A 23,624-nucleotide genomic window follows, 5' to 3' on the forward strand; every position below is an offset into this window, starting at 1 on the left:
GTTAACATCTGCAACCATTGTCCGCTCAGGATTCGCTGGCGCGGAAGCGTCTCACCAGAGTGTTCAACTCATCAGCCATGGTGGCCAGCGATTGGCTTGAATGGTTTACCTGGGAGATATCCCCGGCGAGTTCTTCAATGGCACTACTGCTTATCTCCACATTTTGAGTCATCTCGGATGCCGTGGCTCTCTGCTGTTCGGTGGCGCTGGCTATCTGGGTTGTCATTTCGACGATGCTGTTTACCGCGGCCAGAATATCGGTCAGTGCTTCGCCGGACTTGCTCGCCTCCTCGCTGGCTTCTTCGGCCATCTGCTTGGCCTTGCTCATGTCTACAACTGCACCGGCTGCGCCACTTTGAAGCTGTGACACAATGCGCTCGATATCGACGGTTGATTCCTGCACCCGTTTGGCCAGCCCGCGGACCTCGTCGGCAACCACGGCAAAACCCCGTCCTGCCTCGCCGGCACGGGCCGCTTCGATAGCTGCGTTCAAGGCCAGAAGGTTGGTCTGTTCTGCAATGCTCTGAATCACCGCAAGCACATTGCCAATCTCGGCTGACTCGTTTTCCAGCTGCTGGATGCGCGTCGAACCTTTTTCTACCTGATTGGCAAGGTTAGTGACTGCTCTGATGGCAGAGCCAACGGTTTCCTGGCCGGAATCGGCAAGAGATGCTGCCTTGCGGGCGGATTCGTCAGTTTCGCTGGTGTTCGAAGCGATTTCTTCAGAGGTCGAGACCATTTCCTGCATGGCGGCAGACACCTGAGTGATCTGATCGCGCTGCTGTTCAGAGTTGGCGGTCGTGCGCTCCGTGATGCCGGAGAGGGATTCCGACTCACCTGTGAGTTGGCGCGAAGCCCTCACGATTTGTGAGATTGTCTTCTCGAGGGTTTCCAGGAAGGTGTTGACGGCACCAATGAAGTCACCGATTTCGTCCGGGCGACCCGGGGCCAGCCTGGTGGACAAGTCGCCGTTATTGTTGGCGATGTCGTCGAGATAACCGAGGATTTCGGTTTTGGCACGTTTGACGCTGACACCCATCATCCGACTCATCAGCACAGCGACGATCAGGCCAAGCACCAACGACACAAAGAACGCAATCAGCGTGAACCTTAGGGCGAGGTCGGTCTCGGCACTGGCGACGTCAGCCTCTACTTCCAGCGAGTCAAATATTGTGGACTCCAGTTCTCTGGCCATTCGGGCAATTTCTGGACCCAGCACATCCAGTTTGTCTTTCTTGACGCTGACCACGATGCTTTGCTGGTCCAGCATCTTCTCGACCGCCGCCTGGTAGTTGGCCAGTTCTTCAACGACGGTGTCCATATAGACCTGAACAAAGTCAGGACCATTTTCGGGTTCCAGCAGCTCCAGCGCATCGGCCAGGTCTTCGATTGCCCAGCCGAGGGCTTTCTGGGAGTCCTCGTCGCCGTTGGTCAGGTAACGCTGGGCGGTCAATTGCATGACCATGGCATCGTTGAGGAGCTGCTCAAGGCCGGCCCGAAGATCGCTCTCGGGTTCCCGGTTGGCAACGCCGTTAAGGGCCATTCTTAAAGCCTTGGTGGCGTTTGGACCGTGAACGTCCAGTTCGTCCTTTATGATCGACAGAACCTGGCGTTTTGCCGGAACCAGCTCGTTCTTGAAGGCGCTGATGTACTCACCGGTGCTGCTATTGATACGGTCCACCAATTTGGCGGCATCTGGGTCCTGTATATTCTCCTGGGCCCTGGCCATCACTTCATTGAATTCCCCCTCCAGCTCATCGAAATAGCTGAGTGTTTCTTCATCGCCGGTGGAGAAATAATCGAACACCCGAAGCCGCATCCGATAAACACTGATAACCGACTCTGTGCCAATCGCCGTATCCGGCGCCAGGTCTCGGGCGACCTTATTCATGCGTTGGTCCAGTTGCTGAAATTCGGAAACGCTGAAAAACGTCACTGAAGCGAACAGCGCGAGGATAAAAACCGGCGCAATCAGTAGCTTGCCGGGGACACCTAATTTCCGTTCTACAGATTCGAGGAAAGAGGAAGCCAAAATACTACCCTTTTATCGGATTGTTTTAATGGTTAACGGCAAGGCCGATCAAACCTGAAGTGTTACGTTCGGTTGGTTAGATCGGCGCATTGGTTGTGCAAGATTCTTGACGGGACCCTAGTCAACAAAATTGGCCTGACTGGCAATCATGGGCGACAGCTGCAGATTCCAGTGATCAAGGCCGCTTTCGCTGTAGACATAATGGCCACTGATGGATTTAAGTTGCGGTATCTGGTCTGGTCTCATGCCATTGAGGATCAGCGATGCCAGTCTTGCTGCGGTGAGGCCTTCCTGATGAGCGGATATGGTAAAACCGCCAATGCTCTGTTCCTGCCCAACAAAGATATCCCAGAAGGAGAAAAGCGGAAGCTGAGCGCTGTAGTAGGCCTCTTTGAGCAGTTCATAAGGAGTAGCGTAGTTGCCGTCCTTGTCCCGGATGGTGTGGTGGGTTCCCAGAACCACGGCGTCATAGCGCTCATGAGCGTTTACCACCGATTTCAGCCAGGTATCCCGGTCGTTGGTCAGAACGATATCCAGGTCCGAGCCGTAGACAGTGGCCTGGCGTTTGTCACCGAAATATTCGTTCACTGCATTGCGCATGGTGGGTGAGTCATCCATCAGCACCAGGAAGCGATCCCTCTGCCGAAGGACTTTTCTCAGATGCCGGATACTGTCGGCGAAGAAGGGGCGTTCCAGTATTCCGGTAACCAGAGGGTGCTCAAGGGTAGGGTGCTGAACCGGGCCACCATTCACTCCCAAAAATACCACCGGAATCTCGCGCTGCACCAGATGCTCCGCCATCAGTGAAAATGCATTGTCATCACCCAGGATGGCCACATCCGGCTTGATCTCGGCGATCTTGCCCTGAATCTCAGCCACCTTGTCTGGCCATTCGGGCTTGGGCAGGCGTTTGGTGTCCAGTTCAAAGACCTTTATGTCGTGGTCCTTCCCAAGAACCGAACGGACAGCCTCAATGTAATCGGCATCCCATTTGTATTCGATGTGATAGCTTTGAACGATAACGACGGTTTTGGCAAAACACAGGGGGCTGACCAGCAACAGAGCCAGGAGGAGAAATCGCATAGTTGTTCCTTATTGTTATCCGAGCAAACGTGAAAAACAGTCTTTCTTAACGATTTGTTCTTCAGGCAGTTTTTATCGTTATATCCGGTTCTGATACAGGAACCATGCCAGTTGCCAAGTCATTGTTTTTACGTGTTTTCAGGAGCCTTGAGCGGTTTCGTTCACTGATTTTGGAAATGAAGTGTCCTGTGGCTGGGACATCTCGGGAGTTTCCTGATTGAAATTGTCGGCTTTACCGGACAAAGCGTCCGAAACAGCGGACAAAACGGATGGGATCGGCCTGGCGTCTAAGCGTGCTCGGACCTGGGGTTGCGCGGGTAATACCGGTCGGGCAAACGCTCGATATGCGGGAAAAAGCGCGTGTCCTTGTAGGGCATCTTCATATATCCGGAAACTCCGAGCCCGGTGATCTGTTCGACAGCGGAAAGAATTTCATCCAATAGCCGAGTAAACTCCGCTTCCCGGTCGGGATCCAGCAGCCGGTAGTGGCTGTGAATCTTTAGATGCCGGGGCAGGGCTTCGAAGATAATCATGCCGGTGTGGTGGATGTCGTTCAGGGCCTCCAAAGCGTGGATTATGATATCAGGCAGAACCAGAAACTCCTCCGGATCGGGGCCGTCCTCGAAGTAGGAATGCACGCGGCTTTCATCCTCCACCTCCGGCGCAGCGCTGACCTCGTAATGCAGTTTCATTCCCGGTGACAGGAGAAAGGGTTGATCCGGCTCGTCACGGTCGATGTGCAGAGTGTTCCGGGCGTTAAACAGGCAGCTTTTGAAAATACCTTGTCGGTAAATGGCCTGGGCGAGGTAAACCATGTTGTTGACCGCCTGAACAAATGCTGACTTCAGTGCCGGATCGTGCAAGTTCAGCGACGTGTCGATGTAGATTCCATCGGTTTCCCAACGCACGGCCAGACCACCTTCCACCGGATAGCGCCCCAGGCGGCTGACGGCCGCCAGAAAGGCTTTCTCGGTTTCGCCCATGCCCTGCATGAAGTTCTTGTAGTAGCGGTCGAGCTGAACGTCGTTAACGTCGTTGAGGGTTTCCGGCGCTCCCTCTTCCCGGAGGAAGGATTTGCGGGAACTGTAAACCACGGTGTCGATTTCCTGGTCCGAGGCTCGAACCCAAACCGGTACCTGGGCCGCGACCGGCTTTTCGGGCAGATCGATCATCACCGTGCGAGCCATCCGCGGCATTTCCCTGAGGTAGTAATCACCGGCTTTGCGCCGCGTGTCAGGATCCGGCGACAGCATGCCATCGAGCATCCTGGCAAATTCCATGGGCAGCCCCAGAGAGGTAGCCGGGATCGCCCGGTGACCAAAACGGCAGGATTGCGCCGAAGCGAGGGCATAGAGCGTGCCGGCCGCACCCTGTTCGTCAAACCGCGGCGAAGACAGGCCGCCGTTGAGCTGTTCCTCACCAATAAAATAGACATCGCCTAGCCGCGCGTTGGTTTGCTGCAGGTTGTCGGACATCAGCTCCATCACGTTGGCGGTAATGAACTGCTGGTTAGCGTCCAGCTGGGCAAACACCGAGGAGCCCCAGTCAATTAGCGCGATGTTTTCGGTACTGGCGTCGAACACCAGATTGGAGGGCTTGATATCACCGTGAACGATCGGTCTTCCGGCAGGGCCGTTTTCCCGGCGCAGGTTGCGCAGGATGTCGGCAAGCTGGTCGGCAATGCGGATAATGAGTCGTGGCTTCAGGCGGCCATCACGCAGGGATACCTCTTCCAGATTCAACCCGGCAGCCCGTTCCATTACCAGAATCGGTTGGTTATTGGCTCGCTGGTAGGAAATCAGCCGCGGCACCCTGGGGTGACGGACCTGCTCAAGAATGTACGCTTCGTCTTCAAGCCGGTCCTGCAGATGTCTGGGCAGGTTGATGCGGGTGAATTTGAACACATGTTCCGGGCCGCCGATGGCCGTGCCCGGCAGGCGGCCGGCAAAGACAAAGCCGTAAGCGCCCTTACCAATCAATTCGATGTCCTGATAGCCGAGTTGGCGGAGCTGGGCGGCGCAAAGCGCCACCCAGTCCTTGAGCTTCTTGGCATCATCATGGCTGAGCAGATAGATCGACTGCTCTTCGGGGATGTAGAACTGCTGCAGTTGAGTCTTCTGCGCCATGATAAACCGTCAGCCCATGTGCAGCAGCATGGTTTGGGGCGATTCCAGGTAGCCTTTCCAGCGATTGCAGAAGCGGGCGATGGTGCCGCCGTCGATAATGCGATGATCGCCGGCCCAGCTCACCGTCATGATGGCCCGTTCCACCACCTGGCCGTTGGCGTCAAACCGGGGCAGTTTCTGGGTGCGTCCCAGGGCCACAATAGCCACTTCGGGTGCATTGATAATGGGTGCGGCGTAGGTGCCACCCAGTGCGCCAATGTTGGAGATGGTGATGGTGCCGCCCTTGAGGTCTTCCTGGCTGACTCGGCCGGATCGGGCCGCATCGGTCAGGCGCGCTACCTCGTCGGCAATCCCCAACAACGAGAGGCTTTCCACGCCTTTGATGTTCGGCACCGTCAGGCCCGCTTTGCCATCCACCGCCATACCGATATTGCACTGGGGCAGGTAGTGAATCTCCGTGACGTCATCGTTGAGCTGGCTGTTGAGCACCGGGAATTCCTGGATCGCCAGGGCCATGGCCTTCATGAAGAAGGGCATGAGCGTCAGTCTCGAACCCCGTGCTTCTGCCTCCGGTTTCAGTTGTTCCCGTAGCTTGAGCAGATCGGTGACATCAATATCCTCGCTGTAGATAAAGTGAGGAATGGTGGTGGCCGATTTGACCATGCTTTTCGCCATCGCAGCTTTGATGCCGCGGATAGGTTCGACTCGTACTTCCTGTTCGCCGACAGGTGCCCTGCGGGAACTCCCAGTTTTGGGAGTTTGAGTTTCCTCGGCGGGGCTTGGAGCCTGTTCCTGCCTGGGACCTTCCTCGATATGGGCCAGTACATCGGCTTTCAGGACACGACCATCCTTGCCCGATCCCTCGATATCCGAGAGGTTGAGCTCGTGCTCCCGAACCAAGCGACGGACAGCCGGGCTGGCCGGAATACGCTGTCGGCTCGCCGTAGCAACCGGTGAGGCCGTTGCGGTTGAGAGTTGCGCAGCGGGCTCCGGTTTGGCTCTGGACTCATCCGGCTCTTCCCGGTCACGGGGAATGAACGCGAACAGGGGCGCATGAACTTTGGCCATCGCCTGCTGTTGGTGATAAAGCTTGGTTACCCGCCCGGCTTTGGGAGCAGTAATTTCGACCATGGCCTTGTCGGTCATAACGTCCACGACAGGCTGGTCTTCCTCAATCTCATCACCTTCGGCGACGCGCCATTCCACCACCTCGCACTCGACAATCCCTTCGCCGATATCCGGCAGGATAAAGTCCTCGGTGGCATTATCTCCGGACTCGGTGTCGGAGGTAGATTGCTTTTCAGCCGCGGGGGCAGCAGCCTTTGGCTCCGCAGGCTCTGGAGAGCTGGCAGCCGGTGCTTGGCGACCACTTTCGCTCTCATCCACCAGTTCAAACAGCGGGGCATGAACCTTGGCGATATCGCCTTCCTTATAGTAAAGGCGTGTTACCCGGCCCTTGTAGGGCGCCGGAATTTCCACCAGGGCCTTGTCAGTCATTACCTCGGCGACCGGCTGATCTTCTTCGATCAAATCGCCTTCACTGACCAGCCATTTGACCAGTTCACATTCCACGATACCTTCGCCGATATCGGGCAGAATAAAATCACTCATAGTCGCTCTCCTGTCCTGATATCAGCTTAGAATTCAACGCTCGCCCTGATGGCCTCGTAGACCTTCAGGTGATTGGGCAGGTGCTCTTTTTCCAGCACCAGCGGGAACGGGGTGTCCATCCCGGTTACCCGAGCGATCGGAGATTCCAGATACAGGAAACAGCGCTCCTGAATCGTGGCAGCGATTTCACCGGCGAAGCCGCCGGTCAGGGGAGCTTCGTGGGTGACCACCAGCCTTCCGGTCTTGAACACGGAGTTGGCCACGGTTTCCACATCCCAGGGCAAGATGGTCCTCAGGTCGATGACCTCACAGGAAATACCATCCTTCTCGGCCCGTTCTACGGCCTGATCGATAACTTCCATCTGGGCGCCCCAGCCCAGAACCGTCACATCCGTGCCTTCCTTGGTGACTTCGGCTTCACCCAGGGGCAGGCGGTAGTCCTCGTCGGGTACTTCACCCACCGAGGCCCGGTAAAGCCGCTTGGGCTCGAAGAACAGGGTCGGGTTGGGATCGTGGATAGCGGCCAGCAATAGCCCTTTGGCCTGATGCGGGTTGCGTGGTACCACGATTTTCAGGCCCGGCGTGTGGGCAAAGTAGGCCTCCGGTGACTGGGAGTGGTACAGGCCGCCGGCAATGCCGCCGCCGTAGGGGGCGCGAATGGTTAACCCGCCCACGTTGAACAGGTTGCCCGAGCGGTAGCGGAACTTGGCGGATTCGTTCACGATCTGATCAAACGCCGGGAAGATGTAGTCGGCGAACTGGATCTCGGCTACGGGAACAGAGCCCTGTGCCGCCAGACCGTTGGCAAACCCGATGATGCCTTGCTCTACCAGGGGCGTGTTGAAGCAACGGGCCTTGCCGTACTTCTGTTGCAGGTTGCTGGTGGCACGGAAAACGCCGCCAAAGACACCCACGTCCTCACCGAAACACAGTACTCGCTCGTCTTCCGCCATGGCGGTGTCCAGGGCGTTGTTGATGGCCTGGAGCATATTCATCTTCGTCATCTTATGCTCCTCCCTTGGCGTGTTTGGCACTCTTCGGGTACTCGTCCGGATACCGGCGAATATGCGCCTTCAGTTTGTCGAACTGCTCAGCCAGCGCCGGCGGGACTTCGTCATAGACATCACTGACCAATGATTCAAGCGGTGGTGGCGGCCGTTTCTGCGCCCGTTTCATGGTTTCGAGCACTTCCCGGCGCATGTTCTCCTGCAGCTGCTTTTCGTCGTCCTCACTCCACCACTTCTTGCTTTCCAGCCACAGACGCATGCGCAGTATCGGATCTTTTTCCCGCCATACTGCCTCTTCATCCTTACTCCGGTAGCCGGACGGGTCGTCTGATGAAGAGTGGGCCGCCAGGCGATAACTCATGGCCTCGATCAATACAGGACGGTTGTGTTCTACGGCCAGCTTGCGGGCCTCTTGAGTGGCCTGATACATCGCCAGAATGTCGTTACCGTCCACCCGGATCACATCCATCTTGTAACCGTAGGCCCGGGGTGCAACGCCGTCGGCTGCAAACTGTTCGGCGGCCGGTGTGGAAATAGCGTAACCGTTGTTCCGGCACAGGAAGATCACGGGCACCCGATGAACCGCAGCCATGTTCAGGGCCGCGTGGAAATCGCCCTCGGAAGCGGCGCCTTCGCCAAAATAGGTAATGGTGCAATGACCTTCGCCGCGAAGTTTCTGACCGTAAGCATAGCCCGTGGCCTGGGGAATCTGGGTGGCCAGCGGTGAAGAGATGGTCATGTAGTTCAGCTTTTTCGAGCCATAATGGACCGGCATCTGGCGACCCTTGCCATAGTCCATCTCATTGCCGAACAGCTGGTTCATGAATTCGTCGATGGTAAAACCGCGGTAGGCGAGGGCACCTTGCTCCCGATACTGCGCCATAATCATGTCGCCATCATCCAGCGCCGCCGCGCTGCCAATTACGGCCGCTTCTTCACCGGTGCACTGCATGTAAAAGCTCAGGCGGCCCTGCCGTTGGGCGGCAAGCATGCGTTCATCAAGAATTCGGGTGGTAACCATGGCCCGATAGATACGAAGGGCCTTGTCTTTGTCGAGATCAGGAGCCTTGGCGCTCTTGTAGAGCTTGCCGTCCTGTTTCAGAAGCCTGAACGTGGGAATACGGAATTCCGCACCGTCGGTAAACACTGGGGAATACACAACTTTGGACTTTGTTGTTGTCATAATCCTCTTCCTGGGGTAGTGGCCTGAGGAACAAACACTCCTTGTGGGAGTGTAGTTAATGTCATTGTAGACAGCCTGGCAGAATCTGGTGTGATTCGTGCCAGGTGATGTTTACCTTAACGTAAACTGCTGGACAGGGGTAGACCCCCGTTGAGAGATTTTAAGTGATGAGTAACCGCTGTCTCCGCGTTTTCCGCGCCTGGCGAAGCGTGCTACCGTCAAGGTATACACTTTCAACGGATTCAGCCATTTGACTCACGCGGGCAGGTTTTAATGAACGTAATCATTATCGGCGCAGGAATAATGGGCACCACTTTCGCCACCCTGGCGAAAGAGTTGGCGCCGGAACTGGATATCACCATTCTGGAAAGACTGGACGGCCCCGGGGCCGGGAATTCCTGGGTGTTCAATAACGCAGGTACCGGGCACGAGGCGAACTGTGAGCTGAACTACACACCGGTGGACGAAGAGGTCATTTCGGTCGAAAAGGCGGTAAAGATTCACGCCCAGTTTAACGTGGCCAAGCAGTTCTGGGCCTATCTGATCCAGAAGGGCGCTATCAAGGATCCCAAATCCTTCATCAACCAGACCAAGCACTGCACCATCGTCTCGGAACCGTCGATTCAGGAACTGAAACTCCGCTTCAAGGAGATGTCGGCGCATCATTTCTTTGAGCAGATGCGCTATTCAGAAGACTTCGACGAGATCAAGAGCTGGATTCCCTACACCATGGAGGAGCGGCCGCGCCATGAGAAGATGGCGGCGACGGTTATCGAAACCGGCACGGACGTCAACTTTGGTGCGCTGACAGAGCAAATGGCCCGGCACGCCGTTGACGACCTCGGCGTAAAGATTGAATACGGCACCCACGTGAAGCGCGTACATCGCAGCCCGGCCGGTAGCTGGCTTGTGGAAACCCAGAACAGGGGAGGTGATCGACAGTACAAGGCGGATGTTCTGTTCGTCGGTGCGGGCGGTGGTGCATTCCCGATCCTGAAAAAGAGCCATCTGCCTTTTGCCCGTCGTTTCACCGGTTTTCCCGTTGGCGGGCGTTTCCTGCAGGCCGAGATCACCGCCGAACAGGCCAAGCAATACAGGGCCAAAACCTACGGTAAGGCAAAGGTGGGTGCACCGCCGATGTCCGTTCCGCACCTCGATCTGCGGGTATCAGACGGAAAGTATTACCTTCTGTTTGGCCCGTTCGCCTCGTTCAAACCGGTACTGGAAAGAGGGCGGGGGTTCCTCGACTACCTTCGCTCAATGCGCCTCCACGATATTCCGAGCCTGCTGAACGTCGCCCTGGAGCACTTCCCTCTGGTCAAATATCTGGTTTCAGAGACCTTCAAGGGCGAAAAGAGCATGTTCGAAGAGCTGGACAGCTTCGCTCCGGGCATGAGTAAGAAGTTCAACTGGAAAGCGGTTGAGGCTGGCCAGCGGGTACAGATCATCCGGGATGGGGACCTGCAGATGGGCACCGAGATCCTGGTATCCAGTGACAAGACCTACGGTACCTTACTCGGCGCATCCCCGGGTGCTTCGGTGTCGCCGGAGGTCATGCTGCGTTGCCTGGAACAGCTTTTGCCGTCTATTTTTACCAGTGAGCAAGCGGAAAAGAAGAAGAAAGAAATATTCCCCGAAGATAACCTGGAGGCGCTAGCGAAGAATCCCGACCGATACCGGGAGATCCGGGATTTGGTCAATGAGCGGTTGGGTATCAAGCCGTCGGCATCACAGCAGGACTGAACAGGCCAACAAATAACAGGGAGATTTCCATGGACAGCAGAATCAGTGTCACCTCGCCTCTTGTGATCCTCCACGGCGACGAAATGGCCCAGGTTGCGTTTGACCATATTCTGAAGAAGTTCGTGAATTCACGGCTTGATATTCAGCTTGAAGAAATCGACCTGTCTGCGGAAAACCGACTGTTGACCAATGGCCAGGTAGTCATCGATGCCATTGATGCCCTCCAACGTCATGGTGTGGGAGTCAAAAATGCCGGCATGACCGTTAACCGGCAGCAGCTCGAGGACTTGCTCCGTAAGCATCCGGATGTGGACGGCAACAACCTGCACCCGCTGGCGACCAAATCGCCAAACGGCGCTATCCGGAAGGGCATCAGTGGCAATATAACCCGGGAAGACATCAAGTTCCGTAACCTCAACATTCGCCGTCCGGAATGGGTAGGGCGCGACATTGAGGTGGATACCATGGAATTCGGTGGCATCAAGGACAGTTTTAACCAGCTATCCATGGCAACCGGTGTGGTCAAGCTGATGTTTGTCGGGAGTAGTGGAGACCCTGTAGAGCTGCATCGCCGAGAGATTCGCAAGGGCGATCCCTGGCTGTTGGCAACCAATGACCTGGAGGACGTTAAAGCCTGGGCACATCGCTTCTTCCAGCGAGCTATTGCCGAGAAACGGGATGTCTACCTGGGCCTGAAAGACACCGTGATCCCCGGCTACGACGGCGCCATGAGAGCAGCGATCGAGGACATCTACCACAGTGACTACAAGAAGCAGATCGAGGATCTGGGTCTGAAGTACTTCTACGAGCTGATTGATGCCCAGGCTGCACGAATTGTTTCCAACCCACCGAAGCGAGCGCTGTGGGGCGTTCCGGACAACACCACCGGGCGTAAATTGCTCAAGCTGGTGAACCAACTCAAGGAATTTGGTATTCCGGGCCGGGGTGCTCATGTGTCAATTTCTCGCATGAGTGCCGGGGGCGGCGACCAGTACGGCAGCTTCAACATGGCGGCAAAGGAAGATGGCATTCTCAAGGTGATCGTCGACGGTGACGAGAAGCATGCCCGCCGGGTCAGAAAAGGCGATCCGATGCTTCTCATGTCTAATGACCGCGAGGCCATCAAGGACTGGGTTCTGCAAGTGTTCCGGGATGCCTCGCGCAAGGACAAGGAGGTGTATTTTGGTCTAAAGCGCGAGTACATGGAGTACGACGAAGTCTACAGCGATGTGATTACCGAAGTGCGCCGCGAGTTGGCCAGTGAGGACACGCCGCCACCATCGTTTATGATCATGCGGCCTTCGAGCCAGCTCAAGAAGATGATCACCGATCCTCCCAGAAATGCGCTGTATCCGTCCCAGAACCTGGATGGGGACATCTTCTCGGACATCTCAGCGGCGCTCGGCGGCAGCCTGGCGACCGCCAGTTCCATCATCGAGAGCAAGGACGGCACCATGTTGTTCGAGGCGCCCCATGGCACGGCACATGATCTTTACCTGAAGTATCTTGAGAGTGACGGAAAGATCGCCCACTTCAATCCATCTGCGTTGATCTTCGCGCTGGCCAACGCCCTGGAAACTGTCGGTGAGCGAGAGGGTAACGAACCTTTGAGCCAGTACGCCGTTCAATTGAAGGCCGCGTTAACGGATACCGTCGACAGCGGAATTGTTACTGCCGATTTGAAGGGTAAAACCGTTGATCCGGATTCTGAACAGGTGGTGGATATGATTGGCTTTCTGGAGTCGGTGGAAAAGGCGCTCGGATGAAACCTCAGAAAAAGCCAAGCCCCCTTTTTAAAAAAGGAGGCGCGATGTAACACCTGGGCCAGTCGGGTTACTGATAGCAAATGGGATATCATTTTTTAGAACCTCGGGAGCCCGCCATGGCGCACAAGTTTGCCGAAATCGCGTTCACCAGAATGGTAAAGCAGGTCCAGGAAAAGATGGGCAGCCGTTCAGGGTATTCATCCATTGAGTCCGGGCCTGACCGCAACAATCTGCTGAGAGACCGCGAGCGTGGATTCATCGAGGCCCGTGACAGCTTTTACATTGCCAGTGTCAGCGAAACCGGTTGGCCCTACATTCAGCACCGGGGAGGACCGGCCGGTTTTTTGAAAGTGATAGATCAATCGACAATCGGCTTTGCCGATTACTCCGGCAATCGCCAATACATCACCACGGGCAACGTGCTTACCAATGACCGAGTCGCTCTGTTCCTGATGGACTACCCAAACAGAAGGCGGCTGAAACTGCTCGGGCGGATGGCACTGGTCGGCTCAGACCAGCCTGAGATTCTTGAGCAATTGCAGGATGGCGATTATAACGCCCAGGTAGAGAAGGGCATGATCATTCGAGTTGAAGCCTTTGACTGGAATTGTCCGCAGCATATTACCCCTCGCTATACTCAATCAGAGGTCGAAGCCCTGCTCGAGGCCATGCGTGATTGAGGCTGTAGAGGTGTCAGAGGGTCGACTGGAGTTTACTGCTGTAGCGCCGGAGCTTTCCCACGGTCTCTGACCAGTCATCTGCACCCACCATGTTGGTGAACTCATCGTGAGCTTCCTCCCACCTGGCCAGTGCCTGCACGTAAATGTCTTCGCCCTCCGTCGTCAATGAAAGCCCCAGTGAACGCTTATGCCCTGTAGGCTGGGATTGCAGAAATCCCTTGGCGATTAGTTTTTCAACCGTGCGCTGAAGGGATGTGCGCTCCATTCCGAGGAGCTCAGCCAACTCGTTAATAGAGTTTGGCGGCGACAGTTTGATGGCATTCAGAATAGAGAACTGCGTAATCCTGAGGCCGGTGTCCGAAAGATGATGGTTGTAATGACGGGTTACCAGCCTGGAAAACACGCGGGAGTAGAGAGCGGCGCAGGTTCTGGCAACGTAAAGAGGCGTTGTTTCCTGGTCTAATGAGTGCCCGGACACGATGGGTTTCCCTGTGTTTAAGTGTATATGCATGATGCTAGGTGGAAGTGCCCGTGATGTCCAGTCAATCGAACCAAATGAGTTCAGGGAATCTTGCTTGGTTTCAGTAACAGTCGGGCCTCCAGGGCGTCTGAGAAACAGGTATCACGTTCTCTCCGATGTCCTCTTTAAACACAAGCGAGGCACCATGAAAAATCAGGAACTCAACTTGTTGCATGTCTTCAGCGCCATCATGACTGAAGGCTCCATTACACGAGCGGCGGACCGCCTGGGCATGACCCAGCCTGCGGTTTCGAATGTAGTTTCCCGAATGCGCATCGCCTGGAAGGATCCTCTATTTGTTAAACGGGGAAGGCAGGTGGAGCCGACGTCCTATGCGCAAAGCCTGTGGGACCAGATCCGCAACCCGCTCCATGAACTGTCCAATGCAGTGAACTCAACCCGATTCACGCCGGGCGAATCCCGCAGGACGTTCAGGATAGCGGTCACCGATCTGATACTTGAAATGGTCTGGCAACCGCTGGTCTCCGAATTGCAGCAGTGTGCGCCCGGAATTGATCTGCACGCCGTGCCTTTTTCGCCGGCCACCGCAGCGAATCATCTGCGAGAAGCGAGTGTCGACTTTGTGATTGGCTTTTTCGAGCAGCATGATCACAGCCTGAGAAGCCTCTGGCTCTTCGAAACCGGTTATGTATTGGCCATGAGAAGCGGCCATGACCTGAGTGGTCGGCCCGTGGACCTGGATTCGTTTCTGAATGCCCAACACCTGCTGGCAACCATGTCTGGTGAGGCCCACGGTGTTGTCGACGATACATTGAACCGGCGTGGTCTGGAGCGACGCGTTGCGGTAACCGTCAACCACTTTTCTGCCGTTCCAAACCTGCTCCGAAACTCGGATCTGGTTGCAACCATTCCGGAAGTCATCACCGGTGACTGTGAATTCTGCGCGGGTATTTCGATTACCAGTCTGCCAATTGAGGTGGAGCCGACCAATCTCTATCTGGCATGGCATACCCGTCACGACCGGGACCCCGGCATTATCTGGATTCGAAGCATGATCGAGCGAGTGGCGAAGGCGTGTTGGGAAAAAGCCATGGCCGCCAGAGAGCTTGATTGCGGACCACTGACAGTGATTAATTCCGGTCTGGACAATCGGCCCATTAACTAGAACACCTGTCCATTTGTCGGGGTGCTCCGGTGGTTAGTATTTCTCTCGTAGACATCAACCACTGGAGAAACCCATCATGAAAAATGTAACTGTCAAAGCACTGCTTGTTGTTTCCATCGCCCTGATTTCCGCCTCCGCCAGCGCGTCTCTGGCGGACCGCAAGTCAGACATCGACGACTATAGCCAGTCCGTCAGTAGCCCGTACAGTGGCCAAAAGGTCATCCGCGGGCAGGTTGTTCTGAAGTAAACGCTGCACCAAAAGAAAAACGGGCAAGGATTCAGAATCCTTGCCCGTTTTTTGTTTCACAGCGATCAAGCCACGTTGGCGTTTTCCTCAGCTTCGGTGTTATTAGCCTCGGCGGCTGTCGCGTTCAACTTTTTCCATTCCCTGGGCGTCATGCCCGTATTCTTTTTGAAGGCCCTGGAGAACCCGGAAGCGTCTTCATAGCCAACTTCGAAACAAATAATCGACATGGGCTTGTCTTTCAGAATGAGCTTCTTGGCAGCAGAGATACGGGCATTCTGGACGTATTCGCCAGGTGCTAGGCTAAGCACATTCTTGAAGTGTTGTATGAAGGTTGATCGGGACATGGTCGCCACGTCAGCCAGCTTATCAACCGAAAGATCTCCATTCAGATTGCTGTCGATGCAATTCAGCACCTTGCTCAGCTGACGGTCCGCGAGCGCGGATAGCATGCCCTTGGGTGTTTCCCCCCCGGAAACGATATGCCGGAGCACATTTACGAAAATGACCTCAACGAGTCGGTTCATAACCGCGTCCCGCCCTTCCTGGGCTGCTTCGGCTTCCGCGAACAACACATCTACGAATGAGCCAAGGCCCTGAACGGAAGACAGGGGAAGTACAACGGAAGGAGGCAGCGCCTGGAGGACCGGGTTTCGGGAACCAGTCTGAAACTTGATCGAGGCGCAAATCATCTCGGCACCTTCCTTGTTTGCGCCGAACAGCTGATGGGGCTGGGAGCGCACCGAGAAAATCATGGTCGGCTCCGTGAGTGTCATTTTTTCCCGGTTCGCTTCCATGATATCGAGCACCCCCGAACGGAGTACATGGATGTATCCGGTTCCTTCCTCTTCAAAGGACGCGAGTCCACAAAGCTGGCCCCGAAAGAACACGCCGGCGTTTACGTTGAGCTGGTCGAGAATGTAAGAAAGCCTGTCCATAAGCCACTCCAGATAATTGGCATAGAAGTTTGAACGATCGTACGCATTCAGTACCGCCCGAGGCCTTAATGTTTCAAACGTAGTCATCATTCATTCAAAGGAGATACCCAATGACTCGTTTCAACAAACTTCGTGCCTTCGTTGCTGTTGCTGCCATGAGCGCGGCTTCTGGTGTTTTTGCTGCCGATATCGACATGAACGCCGACGCCAATGATGTCGCCATCAGCGGTTACGACCCGGTGGCCTACTTCTCTGATTCAGAGGCCACCAAAGGTTCGGCCGAATACACCGCCACCTACAAGAACGCGATTTACCATTTCTCCAGCGCGGAGAACCGTGATCTGTTCCGTGCCGACCCCAGTGCCTATGCGCCCCAATACGGCGGCTACTGCGCATTCGGCGTAACCATGGAGAAGAAGTTCGACGTTGATCCCGAGGCCTGGCGGATTGTCGATAACAAACTCTACCTGAACCTGAACAAAGATGTGCAGAAGCGTTGGCTCACTGATGTACCTGGCTTCATCGCCAATGCCAACGACATCTGGCCGGAGATCAAAACCGTGGAAGCAGCCAAGCTGTAAAGCGCTGCCAGTGATCTGAGCAAACTGCGGGGTCCTTGATCTTCCAGAACAAGGACCCTGAATCAAACTTTCAGGGTGATCGATATGAACCAGAAGCTTCTTTTTAGCGCGGCACTGGCCGCTGCACTGGCCGGCGTCATGTCCGCGCCACTGGCTCACGCAGGCGGCAAGGAAAAATGCTATGGCATTTCCCCAGTTGGCGGTAACGACTGTGCGAACCTTGCGGGAACGCACTCCTGTGCAGGCCAGGCAAAGGTCGCCAACGACCCGGGTGAGTACAAGATTGTTGAGAAGGGCACCTGTGAAGATCTGGGTGGTTTTGACAAGGAAACGGCTCTGGAAATCATTGCTGAGAAAAGCAAGGGTTAAGGGTCATGAGTAATCGTCAGGACTCAGGCCAAAGCCAGCAGGAACTCAAGAGCACCGCCGTTGGGGTAGGGCTGCGACCAGAGCACTACCAGGACGTTCTGGAGCAGGCACCCTCAATCGATTTTCTTGAGGTTCACTCGGAGAACTTCTTCGCAGACGCCGGCATCTCTGTCGATCTTCTACAAGAGGTCTCGGCCAGCACGCCGATCAGCCTGCACGGCACCTCGGCAGGTTTGGGGTCGGTTGAGGCTGTTCCTGACGATTATCTCAAAAAACTGAAACGCCTTGTGGATCGGGTGGATCCGGTACTCGTGTCGGACCACCTGTGTTTCACCTGGGCAAGGATCGGTGGAAGGCTTTTTCACGGTGGTGATCTTCTACCCATTCCCTATACCGAAGACAGCTTGCTGCATGCAGTGAACAACATTGATCGCATACAACAGTACCTCGGTCGTCAGATCGCTATCGAGAATGTCTGCGCCTACATCGAGTTTGACCAGAGTGATTTCGACGAAGCGAGTTTTATCGGTGAAATCGTAGCTCGCACGCAGTGTGGACTGATCCTCGATATCAACAATCTGATGGTGAACGCCCGAAATGGGCAAGTCTCAAATCTGGAGAATTTTGTTGATCGCTATGTCGGATCACTCGACCACTCTGCGATTACCGAGATTCATCTTGCGGGCTCGACGCCCGTGGGCGAAGAAGAGCTGCTGATCGACGACCACGCCTGCCCGGTATCCGTGGCTGGCTGGCAAACCTTCGAACGCGTGCTCAATGTGATCGGCCCAAAGCCCACGTTGATTGAATGGGATAACAATCTCCCATCCTGGCGCGAGCTTCTTGGGGAGGCTACCAAGGCCAGAAAGGCACAGCGCCGGGTACTGGGGAGTGAGCGCAGCCATGAATCTCTCTGATTACCAGGCTCATTTCCTCGAATTCCTGTTCGGCGGCACGAGCACGCCGGTGCAGCCCAATTCCGAGGTGTATCGATTTGGGGTTGAGGCAAAGGCAGTTCGAGCCCTCGAGCAAGGTTATCCAACCGTGAGGGCACTGCTAGGCCCTGCCGACTTTGAAGGGCTGGCCCTCGACTATTTCAGGATGATCCGGAAACAGAGCGGAGACTGGGGCGAATTCGGTTGGGGCTTTCCGAGCTGGATTATCTCCCATCGGATTTCAGATCGCGTTCCTTATCTCTCCGATGTAGCGCGACTCGACAATCATGTAGCACGCGTCGAGAGGAGCCAGTACGAAGAGGTAAACGTCGCGAGCTTTAACGCAATTGGAGAAGACCTGGCGTCTTGCTCTCTGATTCTTAACAAAGGGATCCAGTTTTTCCGCTCCATGTACCCAGTGGTCAGTATCTGGGAGGCGCACAAAAGTGAGACCCCGAAGGACACACTCAGTTTTGCTCAGGCGAAGAGAATGATCGCCAAGGGCCGAGGGCAGAATGCGCTGGTCTATCGCGCGGGTTGGAAAGGCATCGCGGAAGTCATTCCAGAGAGAGATGTGTTGTTGCTAGAGGCAATCAGAAATCAGCGGAGTATTGCCGAAGTCTTTGGCGAGGATGTTCTGAAAGACACGAACTTTACCCATTGGCTGCAAGACATGATCGCGAAAGGCGTCATTGTTGGCGCCAAAACCATTCATTAAGAGGAGATCAACATGAAAGCGTTGGCATACAGTTTCTACGGTTTGAACGATTCGGTCCAGCGATTGGTTGGCAGTCTGCTACCCATTGCGTTGCTTCTGGGGCGGCTTTATGTGGCCTGGGTCTTTTTCAAGGCTGGCCTTACGAAGATTGATGACTGGGGAACCACCCTGTTCCTGTTTGAGGAAGAATACAGTGTTCCGCTGTTGAGCCCCGAGTTCGCAGCGTTCCTGGCGACCTTTGGCGAACTGGTTTTTCCGGTGTTACTGGTCATTGGCCTGTTTTCCCTGGTGTCTTCGCTGGGTCTGTTCGTCATCAACATTGTTGCGGTCATCAGTCTTGAAGCGATCGCACCAGCAGCAGAGTTATATCACGTGGTCTGGGGCCTGATTCTCATGGGTTTGGCCATGTGTGGGCCTGGTCTGTTGTCGCTCGACAAGCTGATCAGAGCCCGTTTGAGAGGTGACTATGCCGCTAATTAATCTGAATACCTTTGAAGAACTGGGCGAACTCGCCAATAAACACGAATGGCTGCTACTGGATTTCTGGGCACCCTGGTGCGCGCCGTGCAAGGTAATGAATCCCGTGCTTGAAAAATTCAGTGAACTGAATCCAGACAACGCGGTCATCAAGGTGGATGTGGATCAGAAGCACGAGATCGCCGCCAAATTCGGCGTCAGGGCGATACCGACTCTGGTTCTGCTCAGACGTGATCAGTTCATGGGGCAGGAGACCGGGTCCAGATCACTGAACGATCTCAACAGGTGGATCGACGGGCTAAAACAGAAGGTATCCCAGTTGGCGTGAATTGTTGGCGGTTTTCAGAGTAAACTCAGTTCGCCGGGTCCGCGCCCGGCTTTTTTATTTGGAAATCGGGTAAGGTTCGCTTTCGCTCGATGTTCCGAATAAATCCCTGAGTGTGTGGAGATGGATCAGGCAATGACAGTCGATTTGCCCAAATACCAGGCGCTTGAGAATACTCTTCGAAAGAGTATCGAGGGTGGTCGATGGCGGCCCGGCGAACGAATGCCATCCATAAGAGAACTCTGCAACCGCTACGGGTTTTCCAAGATTACCGTACAGCACGCGCTTCAGCGGCTTGAGGCTCAGGGATTGATTCAGGCCCGGGAGCGAAGCGGCTTTTTTGTGTCGTTGGGGCAAAGCGAGTTCGAGCCCCCCAGGCAAGCCGCCATGCCTGCCTCACCCAAGCCTGTGTCGGTTAGCCAGGTTTTTCAGGACATCATGACCCGGAGCGCTGCCTTTGATTTGCTCCCGGATCTCCAAAGCGACGAGCCGCCACCGGGCATAATTCAGCTGAACCGGTCGATCGGCCGGGCCCTGCGTCGCCAGTCTGCGAGCTTTCAATATTATGACGAGCCGGCTGGTGATCAGGCGTTGAGGGCCCAGCTTGCGCTTCGAGCCGCTAAAAGAGGGTGGAAGGCGGAGGCCGATCAGTTCTGTATTACTGCTGGTTGTCAGCAGTCCCTGTTCCTGGCCCTGATGGTGGTTTGCCAGAGCGGTGACGTGGTTGCAGTTGAAGCCCCGGGGTTTTATGGGGTTCTCCAGTTGCTTGAACAACTGGAGCTCAAGGTGATCGAGATACCGGCCTCGCCAACGAGTGGTATGGACATGCGGGCGCTTGAAGAGAGCCTTCAAGTCTGGGATATCAAGGCGTGCGTGGTTTCACCGTCCTTTGCCACTCCTACCGGAGCTGTCATGCCTTCCGAAGACCGTCGACGGTTGCTTGAGCTTGCCGAACGACATGATCTGGCCATCATTGAAGATGATATATACGGCGAGTCAGGATGGTTTAACACTCCCGATTCCCTGAAGGCGATTGATGACCATGACCGCGTCATCTATTGCAGTTCTTTCTCGAAAATTCTCTCTCGAGACCTGCGTTTGGGATGGGTTTCGGGTGGCCGGTGGCATCGAAGTATACTGCAGCTGAAATTGACCTCTCAGTTGGCCAGTAGCCGGTTTTTGCAGCAAGGCGTGGCAAGCTTTATTGCCGAGGGCGGCTACGCATCGCACCTCCGACGGTATCGGCAATGCTTGCGCCAGCAGCGAGACCATTTGGTGGGTTTGCTCGGGGACTGGCCGGTGCCTTTGAAAGCAACCGCGCCTCAGGGTGGATTGGCTTTGTGGGTGGAGCTGCCGCCAGAAATCGACACGTTGAACCTTTACGCCAAAACCCTCAAGGAGGGTATTGTCATAACGCCCGGTAGCCTCTTCTCGGTTTCCGGAAAGTTTTCGAACTGCCTGAGAATCAGCTTTGCCCATCCGTGGAACGAAGCACGAACAGATGCGTTGCAGAGACTACCCGCACTCATGTTCTGAAGTTCCGTCATCTGTCCCTATCAAATATTAAAAAAGTGGTCCTGCCCCCGTTAAGTGCGATCCATTAACCTCGCGTCACCTTTTATTCCCTGGTGATGGCAAGGTGCGCAACAAATGAGTCGCCTTATCTCTGTAAAGCAAATCGAGTCAACTTCGAAAGTCCTCGAGGCCGACCACAAAATCCAACCCCGAAGTTTCTCCGGTTTCTATCGTCGTGTGCGAATTACCGGAGGTCTTGTTCTCTTTGCGCTGTATTTTGGTGTGGCGTGGCTCGACTGGGGTGGCAGACAGGCAGTCCTCTGGGATCTCTCAGAGAAGAAGTTCCATATCTTTTCCGCCACGTTCTGGCCGGAAGATCTGGTGTTGCTCTCCGGGATTCTCTTGATCTGTTCATTCGGCCTGTTTTTCTTGACGGTACTGGCGGGTCGAGTGTGGTGCGGCTACGCGTGCCCTCAGAGTGTCTGGACCTGGGTCTTCCTGTGGGCGGAGCGAGTGGCGGAGGGCGATCGATCAAAAAGGATCAAGCTTGATGCAGCGCCTCTCAGCGTGAAGAAGCTCGTTCGCCGCGGTTCCAAACATGGGCTCTGGCTCCTCATCAGTCTCTTAACGGCGATAACGTTTGTAGGGTATTTCACACCGATACGCGATCTTGCCCTAGATCTTTTTGTCTTGGAAGCATCAGGATGGGCCGTGTTCTGGGTTCTGTTCTTCACGGCGGCCACTTATCTGAATGCTGGTTGGCTGCGCGAGAAAGTCTGTTTCCACATGTGCCCTTACGGCAGATTCCAGTCGTCCATGGTGGATGCAGACTCCTTGGTTATTTCCTATGACGCTGAACGGGGTGAACCGAGAGGTTCTCGGAGAAAGGATGTTACGCCAGCTTCAGCGGAGCTGGGTGACTGCATTGATTGTCAGCTGTGCGTGCAGGTGTGTCCGACAGGAATTGATATTCGGGACGGGTTGCAGATGGGGTGTATTGGATGTGCCGCCTGCATCGACGCCTGCGACTCGATCATGGACAAGATGGGATACGCCCGTGGCCTGGTGCGTTACGCCAGTGAACGCGACCTGAAGGGCGGGAAAACAAATCTGTTGAGACCACGACTGGTGGGGTATTTCGCCTTCCTGGTTGTGATGATTGGGCTGTTTGCATGGGGCGTGGTGTCCAGGCCTTTGATTACGCTCGATGTTGAAAGAGACCGGGGTATGTACCGGTATACGAGTGAGGGCGAGATCGAAAACAGCTATCTGCTGAAACTCACGAACAAAGACAGCAGCCAGAAGTACCTCATCATAGAGGTTGAAGATCCCTTGCGAGCGTCAACCACAGGCCCCTTGGGCGTGGTAGTTGAGGCCGGAGAGAAGGTTGAGGTTCCTTATTCCGTGGCTCTGCCTGCATCCTCCCTCAATGCTGGCGCCAACGACATGGTTTTTCAGATCAGCACCCTGCATGGGGAGAAGGCGTTGGTTACCGAAACCAGTACGTTCCTTGCTCCGTCAGAGCATTGATGGCGTCGATCAATGCTGCCAGCTAAACTCAAAAAGTTGAGTATGACAACTAAAGGTATCTGAGATGTTACAGACGCAGGATGTAACAGGCCCCATCTCTGGGGGCAGTGCCATTCCCTATGATGAGTGGACTGAAAAACTGGGGACTGTTTATGGGCTTTGGAGGCCCAGGAAAGCCGCGTATGATGACTTTACGGCGGGAGTAGTCCATCGTTCCGTTGGTAACTTCGGAGTCGTCAACTGCGTTTGCGACCCCTGTGGTGGTGCTCGCCAGGCTAAAGAAATATCCGGCGATGACCTGGAGACAGTCATCCTGCAACTGGTTCTTTCGGGGCAAGAGAGATTCACGATTGATTCGAAAGGCTTCGAACTGACGGCCGGGGACATTATTTTATGGAATACAACGCGCCCAATGACATTCGATGTTACGGAAAAGCTGCACAAGATCTCGGTGCTGATGCCTCTGGCGCGTTTGAGGAACTGGCTGCCAGGCTCCTGGCATCTCATTGACAACAAATTTGCCAGAGACTCCACCACAGCATCATTGTTGTGCGCGTTGATCCAATCAATGGCGCCGCAATTTTTAGCCGGCAGGCTGGAAAACAGCGACGCTTTAACGGATGCGCTGATGGGCACACTGGTCAGTACTCTCGGACCGCCGACCAGTCGAGGCGAGTTTTATGAACGGCATCAACTGATTCGGATCAAGCGTTTCATTGATAAACATTTGAGTAATCCGGACTTATCCCTTCAGGGCATTGCCTCTGCGCACCAAATTTCCTTGAGGCACCTGCATTCTCTTTTCCAATCGGAAGGGCAAACTGCATTGCAGTATCTGATAAGCCAGCGCCTGCTGCGCTGTCGGCGGGATCTTTCGAATCCTGCGATGACGGGCCGAACGATCACGGAGATCGCGCTTGGCTGGGGTTTCCAGCATCCCACGCACTTCAGCCGACGTTTTAAGTCCGAGTTTGGCTTGACCCCCTACGAATTTCGGCATGCTTCGAATGAAGGTTTAGTTCTTTACGACTAGGTGAACAAGCCTGCACGGACAGTTCAAAGAAGATTCACCCAGAAGCATGCTGCCATCTCTGAATCCCCCTAATGTGGATGCA

General features: G+C 55.1%; 22 protein-coding genes. 14 read left to right on the forward strand and 8 right to left on the reverse strand.

Going from position 1 to position 23,624, the window contains the following annotated elements:
* Positions 1 to 25 precede the first annotated feature (25 nt).
* The 6 genes from SIC15_RS09575 to SIC15_RS09600 form a co-directional block, all read right to left on the reverse strand.
* Positions 26 to 1,891, reverse strand: coding sequence for a methyl-accepting chemotaxis protein (locus tag SIC15_RS09575; protein ID WP_412537569.1), 1,866 nt, complete (start codon positions 1,889 to 1,891; stop codon positions 26 to 28).
* Between the two features lie 258 nt (positions 1,892 to 2,149).
* Positions 2,150 to 3,115 (reverse strand): ABC transporter substrate-binding protein, encoded by a 966-nt coding sequence (locus tag SIC15_RS09580; RefSeq protein WP_069185260.1) that lies wholly within the window; start codon positions 3,113 to 3,115, stop codon positions 2,150 to 2,152.
* A 287-nt stretch (positions 3,116 to 3,402) separates the two neighbouring features.
* Positions 3,403 to 5,241 carry a protein kinase domain-containing protein gene (locus tag SIC15_RS09585; RefSeq protein WP_069185259.1) on the reverse strand — a complete coding sequence of 613 codons (1,839 nt, stop codon included), beginning with the start codon at positions 5,239 to 5,241 and terminating at the stop codon, positions 3,403 to 3,405.
* 9 nt (positions 5,242 to 5,250) lie between these two features.
* On the reverse strand, positions 5,251 to 6,852 hold the full coding sequence (locus tag SIC15_RS09590; RefSeq protein WP_069185258.1) for a dihydrolipoyllysine-residue acetyltransferase: 1,602 nt from the start codon (positions 6,850 to 6,852) through the stop codon (positions 5,251 to 5,253).
* A gap of 26 nt (positions 6,853 to 6,878) precedes the next feature.
* Complete coding sequence (locus tag SIC15_RS09595) at positions 6,879 to 7,856, reverse strand: alpha-ketoacid dehydrogenase subunit beta (protein ID WP_069185257.1); 978 nt, start codon at positions 7,854 to 7,856, stop codon at positions 6,879 to 6,881.
* A gap of 1 nt (position 7,857) precedes the next feature.
* Positions 7,858 to 9,042: a thiamine pyrophosphate-dependent dehydrogenase E1 component subunit alpha gene (locus SIC15_RS09600; protein ID WP_153634628.1), complete on the reverse strand. Its 1,185-nt coding sequence runs from the start codon at positions 9,040 to 9,042 to the stop codon at positions 7,858 to 7,860.
* Positions 9,043 to 9,315: 273 nt separating this feature from the next.
* Here SIC15_RS09600 and SIC15_RS09605 point away from each other — a divergent pair, with 273 nt between their 5' ends.
* The 3 genes from SIC15_RS09605 (at position 9,316) to SIC15_RS09615 (ending at position 13,231) form a co-directional block, all read left to right on the forward strand.
* On the forward strand, positions 9,316 to 10,785 hold the full coding sequence (locus SIC15_RS09605) for a malate:quinone oxidoreductase (protein ID WP_069185255.1): 1,470 nt from the start codon (positions 9,316 to 9,318) through the stop codon (positions 10,783 to 10,785).
* A 29-nt stretch (positions 10,786 to 10,814) separates the two neighbouring features.
* The gene (locus SIC15_RS09610; RefSeq protein ID WP_069185254.1) at positions 10,815 to 12,551 is read left to right on the forward strand and encodes an isocitrate/isopropylmalate family dehydrogenase; all 1,737 of its coding nucleotides are present in this window, start codon (positions 10,815 to 10,817) and stop codon (positions 12,549 to 12,551) included.
* A gap of 116 nt (positions 12,552 to 12,667) precedes the next feature.
* Complete coding sequence (locus SIC15_RS09615; protein WP_069185253.1) at positions 12,668 to 13,231, forward strand: pyridoxamine 5'-phosphate oxidase family protein; 564 nt, start codon at positions 12,668 to 12,670, stop codon at positions 13,229 to 13,231.
* A gap of 13 nt (positions 13,232 to 13,244) precedes the next feature.
* Here SIC15_RS09615 and SIC15_RS09620 read toward each other — a convergent pair whose 3' ends face one another.
* A complete protein-coding gene (locus SIC15_RS09620; RefSeq protein ID WP_069185252.1) occupies positions 13,245 to 13,709 on the reverse strand; it encodes a MarR family winged helix-turn-helix transcriptional regulator in 465 nt (154 codons plus the stop codon).
* Positions 13,710 to 13,896: 187 nt separating this feature from the next.
* On the opposite strand from SIC15_RS09620, the gene SIC15_RS09625 reads away from it, so the two are divergent.
* Both SIC15_RS09625 and SIC15_RS09630 read left to right on the forward strand, forming a co-directional pair.
* Positions 13,897 to 14,877 (forward strand): LysR family transcriptional regulator, encoded by a 981-nt coding sequence (locus tag SIC15_RS09625; protein WP_069185251.1) that lies wholly within the window; start codon positions 13,897 to 13,899, stop codon positions 14,875 to 14,877.
* Between the two features lie 76 nt (positions 14,878 to 14,953).
* On the forward strand, positions 14,954 to 15,124 hold the full coding sequence (locus SIC15_RS09630) for a hypothetical protein (protein ID WP_167352732.1): 171 nt from the start codon (positions 14,954 to 14,956) through the stop codon (positions 15,122 to 15,124).
* Between the two features lie 65 nt (positions 15,125 to 15,189).
* Here the strand turns inward: SIC15_RS09630 and SIC15_RS09635 are convergent, their stop codons facing one another.
* On the reverse strand, positions 15,190 to 16,059 hold the full coding sequence (locus tag SIC15_RS09635; RefSeq protein WP_069185250.1) for an AraC family transcriptional regulator: 870 nt from the start codon (positions 16,057 to 16,059) through the stop codon (positions 15,190 to 15,192).
* A gap of 110 nt (positions 16,060 to 16,169) precedes the next feature.
* On the opposite strand from SIC15_RS09635, the gene SIC15_RS09640 reads away from it, so the two are divergent.
* From SIC15_RS09640 to SIC15_RS09680, 9 genes are all read left to right on the forward strand, one after another.
* The gene (locus SIC15_RS09640) at positions 16,170 to 16,640 is read left to right on the forward strand and encodes a YHS domain-containing (seleno)protein (protein WP_069185249.1); all 471 of its coding nucleotides are present in this window, start codon (positions 16,170 to 16,172) and stop codon (positions 16,638 to 16,640) included.
* Positions 16,641 to 16,724: 84 nt separating this feature from the next.
* Entirely contained in the window at positions 16,725 to 17,009 is a 285-nt protein-coding gene (locus tag SIC15_RS09645; protein WP_069185248.1) for a DUF2282 domain-containing protein, read from the forward strand.
* 5 nt (positions 17,010 to 17,014) lie between these two features.
* Positions 17,015 to 17,926, forward strand: coding sequence for a DUF692 domain-containing protein (locus SIC15_RS09650; protein ID WP_069185247.1), 912 nt, complete (start codon positions 17,015 to 17,017; stop codon positions 17,924 to 17,926).
* Complete coding sequence (locus tag SIC15_RS09655) at positions 17,913 to 18,662, forward strand: DNA-binding domain-containing protein (RefSeq protein WP_069185246.1); 750 nt, start codon at positions 17,913 to 17,915, stop codon at positions 18,660 to 18,662. Before SIC15_RS09650 ends, SIC15_RS09655 begins: the two co-directional genes overlap by 14 nt.
* A gap of 12 nt (positions 18,663 to 18,674) precedes the next feature.
* On the forward strand, positions 18,675 to 19,142 hold the full coding sequence (locus SIC15_RS09660) for a DoxX family protein (protein ID WP_069185245.1): 468 nt from the start codon (positions 18,675 to 18,677) through the stop codon (positions 19,140 to 19,142).
* Positions 19,129 to 19,467 carry a thioredoxin family protein gene (locus tag SIC15_RS09665; RefSeq protein WP_069185244.1) on the forward strand — a complete coding sequence of 113 codons (339 nt, stop codon included), beginning with the start codon at positions 19,129 to 19,131 and terminating at the stop codon, positions 19,465 to 19,467. Before SIC15_RS09660 ends, SIC15_RS09665 begins: the two co-directional genes overlap by 14 nt.
* 132 nt (positions 19,468 to 19,599) lie before the next feature.
* Entirely contained in the window at positions 19,600 to 21,000 is a 1,401-nt protein-coding gene (locus SIC15_RS09670; RefSeq protein WP_069185301.1) for a PLP-dependent aminotransferase family protein, read from the forward strand.
* A gap of 114 nt (positions 21,001 to 21,114) precedes the next feature.
* Positions 21,115 to 22,509: a cytochrome c oxidase accessory protein CcoG gene (gene ccoG, locus SIC15_RS09675; RefSeq protein WP_069185243.1), complete on the forward strand. Its 1,395-nt coding sequence runs from the start codon at positions 21,115 to 21,117 to the stop codon at positions 22,507 to 22,509.
* Positions 22,510 to 22,573: 64 nt separating this feature from the next.
* Entirely contained in the window at positions 22,574 to 23,542 is a 969-nt protein-coding gene (locus tag SIC15_RS09680; protein ID WP_069185242.1) for a helix-turn-helix domain-containing protein, read from the forward strand.
* Positions 23,543 to 23,624 lie beyond the last annotated feature (82 nt).

Source organism: Marinobacter sp. MIT932201, assembly GCF_047123295.1.
In the GTDB taxonomy this organism is placed as follows: domain Bacteria; phylum Pseudomonadota; class Gammaproteobacteria; order Pseudomonadales; family Oleiphilaceae; genus Marinobacter; species Marinobacter salsuginis.

Excerpts from the sequence above, each read along its gene's own strand:
- SIC15_RS09575 (WP_412537569.1), bottom strand. The coding sequence starts at position 1,891 with ATGAATAAGGTCGCCCGAGACCTGGCGCCGGATACGGCGATTGGCACA.
- SIC15_RS09580 (WP_069185260.1), bottom strand. The coding sequence starts at position 3,115 with ATGCGATTTCTCCTCCTGGCTCTGTTGCTGGTCAGCCCCCTGTGTTTT.
- SIC15_RS09585 (WP_069185259.1), bottom strand. The coding sequence starts at position 5,241 with ATGGCGCAGAAGACTCAACTGCAGCAGTTCTACATCCCCGAAGAGCAG.
- SIC15_RS09590 (WP_069185258.1), bottom strand. The coding sequence starts at position 6,852 with ATGAGTGATTTTATTCTGCCCGATATCGGCGAAGGTATCGTGGAATGT.
- SIC15_RS09595 (WP_069185257.1), bottom strand. The coding sequence starts at position 7,856 with ATGACGAAGATGAATATGCTCCAGGCCATCAACAACGCCCTGGACACC.
- SIC15_RS09600 (WP_153634628.1), bottom strand. The coding sequence starts at position 9,042 with ATGACAACAACAAAGTCCAAAGTTGTGTATTCCCCAGTGTTTACCGAC.
- SIC15_RS09605 (WP_069185255.1), top strand. The coding sequence starts at position 9,316 with ATGAACGTAATCATTATCGGCGCAGGAATAATGGGCACCACTTTCGCC.
- SIC15_RS09610 (WP_069185254.1), top strand. The coding sequence starts at position 10,815 with ATGGACAGCAGAATCAGTGTCACCTCGCCTCTTGTGATCCTCCACGGC.
- SIC15_RS09615 (WP_069185253.1), top strand. The coding sequence starts at position 12,668 with ATGGCGCACAAGTTTGCCGAAATCGCGTTCACCAGAATGGTAAAGCAG.
- SIC15_RS09625 (WP_069185251.1), top strand. The coding sequence starts at position 13,897 with ATGAAAAATCAGGAACTCAACTTGTTGCATGTCTTCAGCGCCATCATG.
- SIC15_RS09630 (WP_167352732.1), top strand. The coding sequence starts at position 14,954 with ATGAAAAATGTAACTGTCAAAGCACTGCTTGTTGTTTCCATCGCCCTG.
- SIC15_RS09635 (WP_069185250.1), bottom strand. The coding sequence starts at position 16,059 with ATGGACAGGCTTTCTTACATTCTCGACCAGCTCAACGTAAACGCCGGC.
- SIC15_RS09640 (WP_069185249.1), top strand. The coding sequence starts at position 16,170 with ATGACTCGTTTCAACAAACTTCGTGCCTTCGTTGCTGTTGCTGCCATG.
- SIC15_RS09645 (WP_069185248.1), top strand. The coding sequence starts at position 16,725 with ATGAACCAGAAGCTTCTTTTTAGCGCGGCACTGGCCGCTGCACTGGCC.
- SIC15_RS09650 (WP_069185247.1), top strand. The coding sequence starts at position 17,015 with ATGAGTAATCGTCAGGACTCAGGCCAAAGCCAGCAGGAACTCAAGAGC.
- SIC15_RS09655 (WP_069185246.1), top strand. The coding sequence starts at position 17,913 with ATGAATCTCTCTGATTACCAGGCTCATTTCCTCGAATTCCTGTTCGGC.
- SIC15_RS09660 (WP_069185245.1), top strand. The coding sequence starts at position 18,675 with ATGAAAGCGTTGGCATACAGTTTCTACGGTTTGAACGATTCGGTCCAG.
- SIC15_RS09665 (WP_069185244.1), top strand. The coding sequence starts at position 19,129 with ATGCCGCTAATTAATCTGAATACCTTTGAAGAACTGGGCGAACTCGCC.
- SIC15_RS09670 (WP_069185301.1), top strand. The coding sequence starts at position 19,600 with ATGACAGTCGATTTGCCCAAATACCAGGCGCTTGAGAATACTCTTCGA.
- ccoG (WP_069185243.1), top strand. The coding sequence starts at position 21,115 with ATGAGTCGCCTTATCTCTGTAAAGCAAATCGAGTCAACTTCGAAAGTC.
- SIC15_RS09680 (WP_069185242.1), top strand. The coding sequence starts at position 22,574 with ATGTTACAGACGCAGGATGTAACAGGCCCCATCTCTGGGGGCAGTGCC.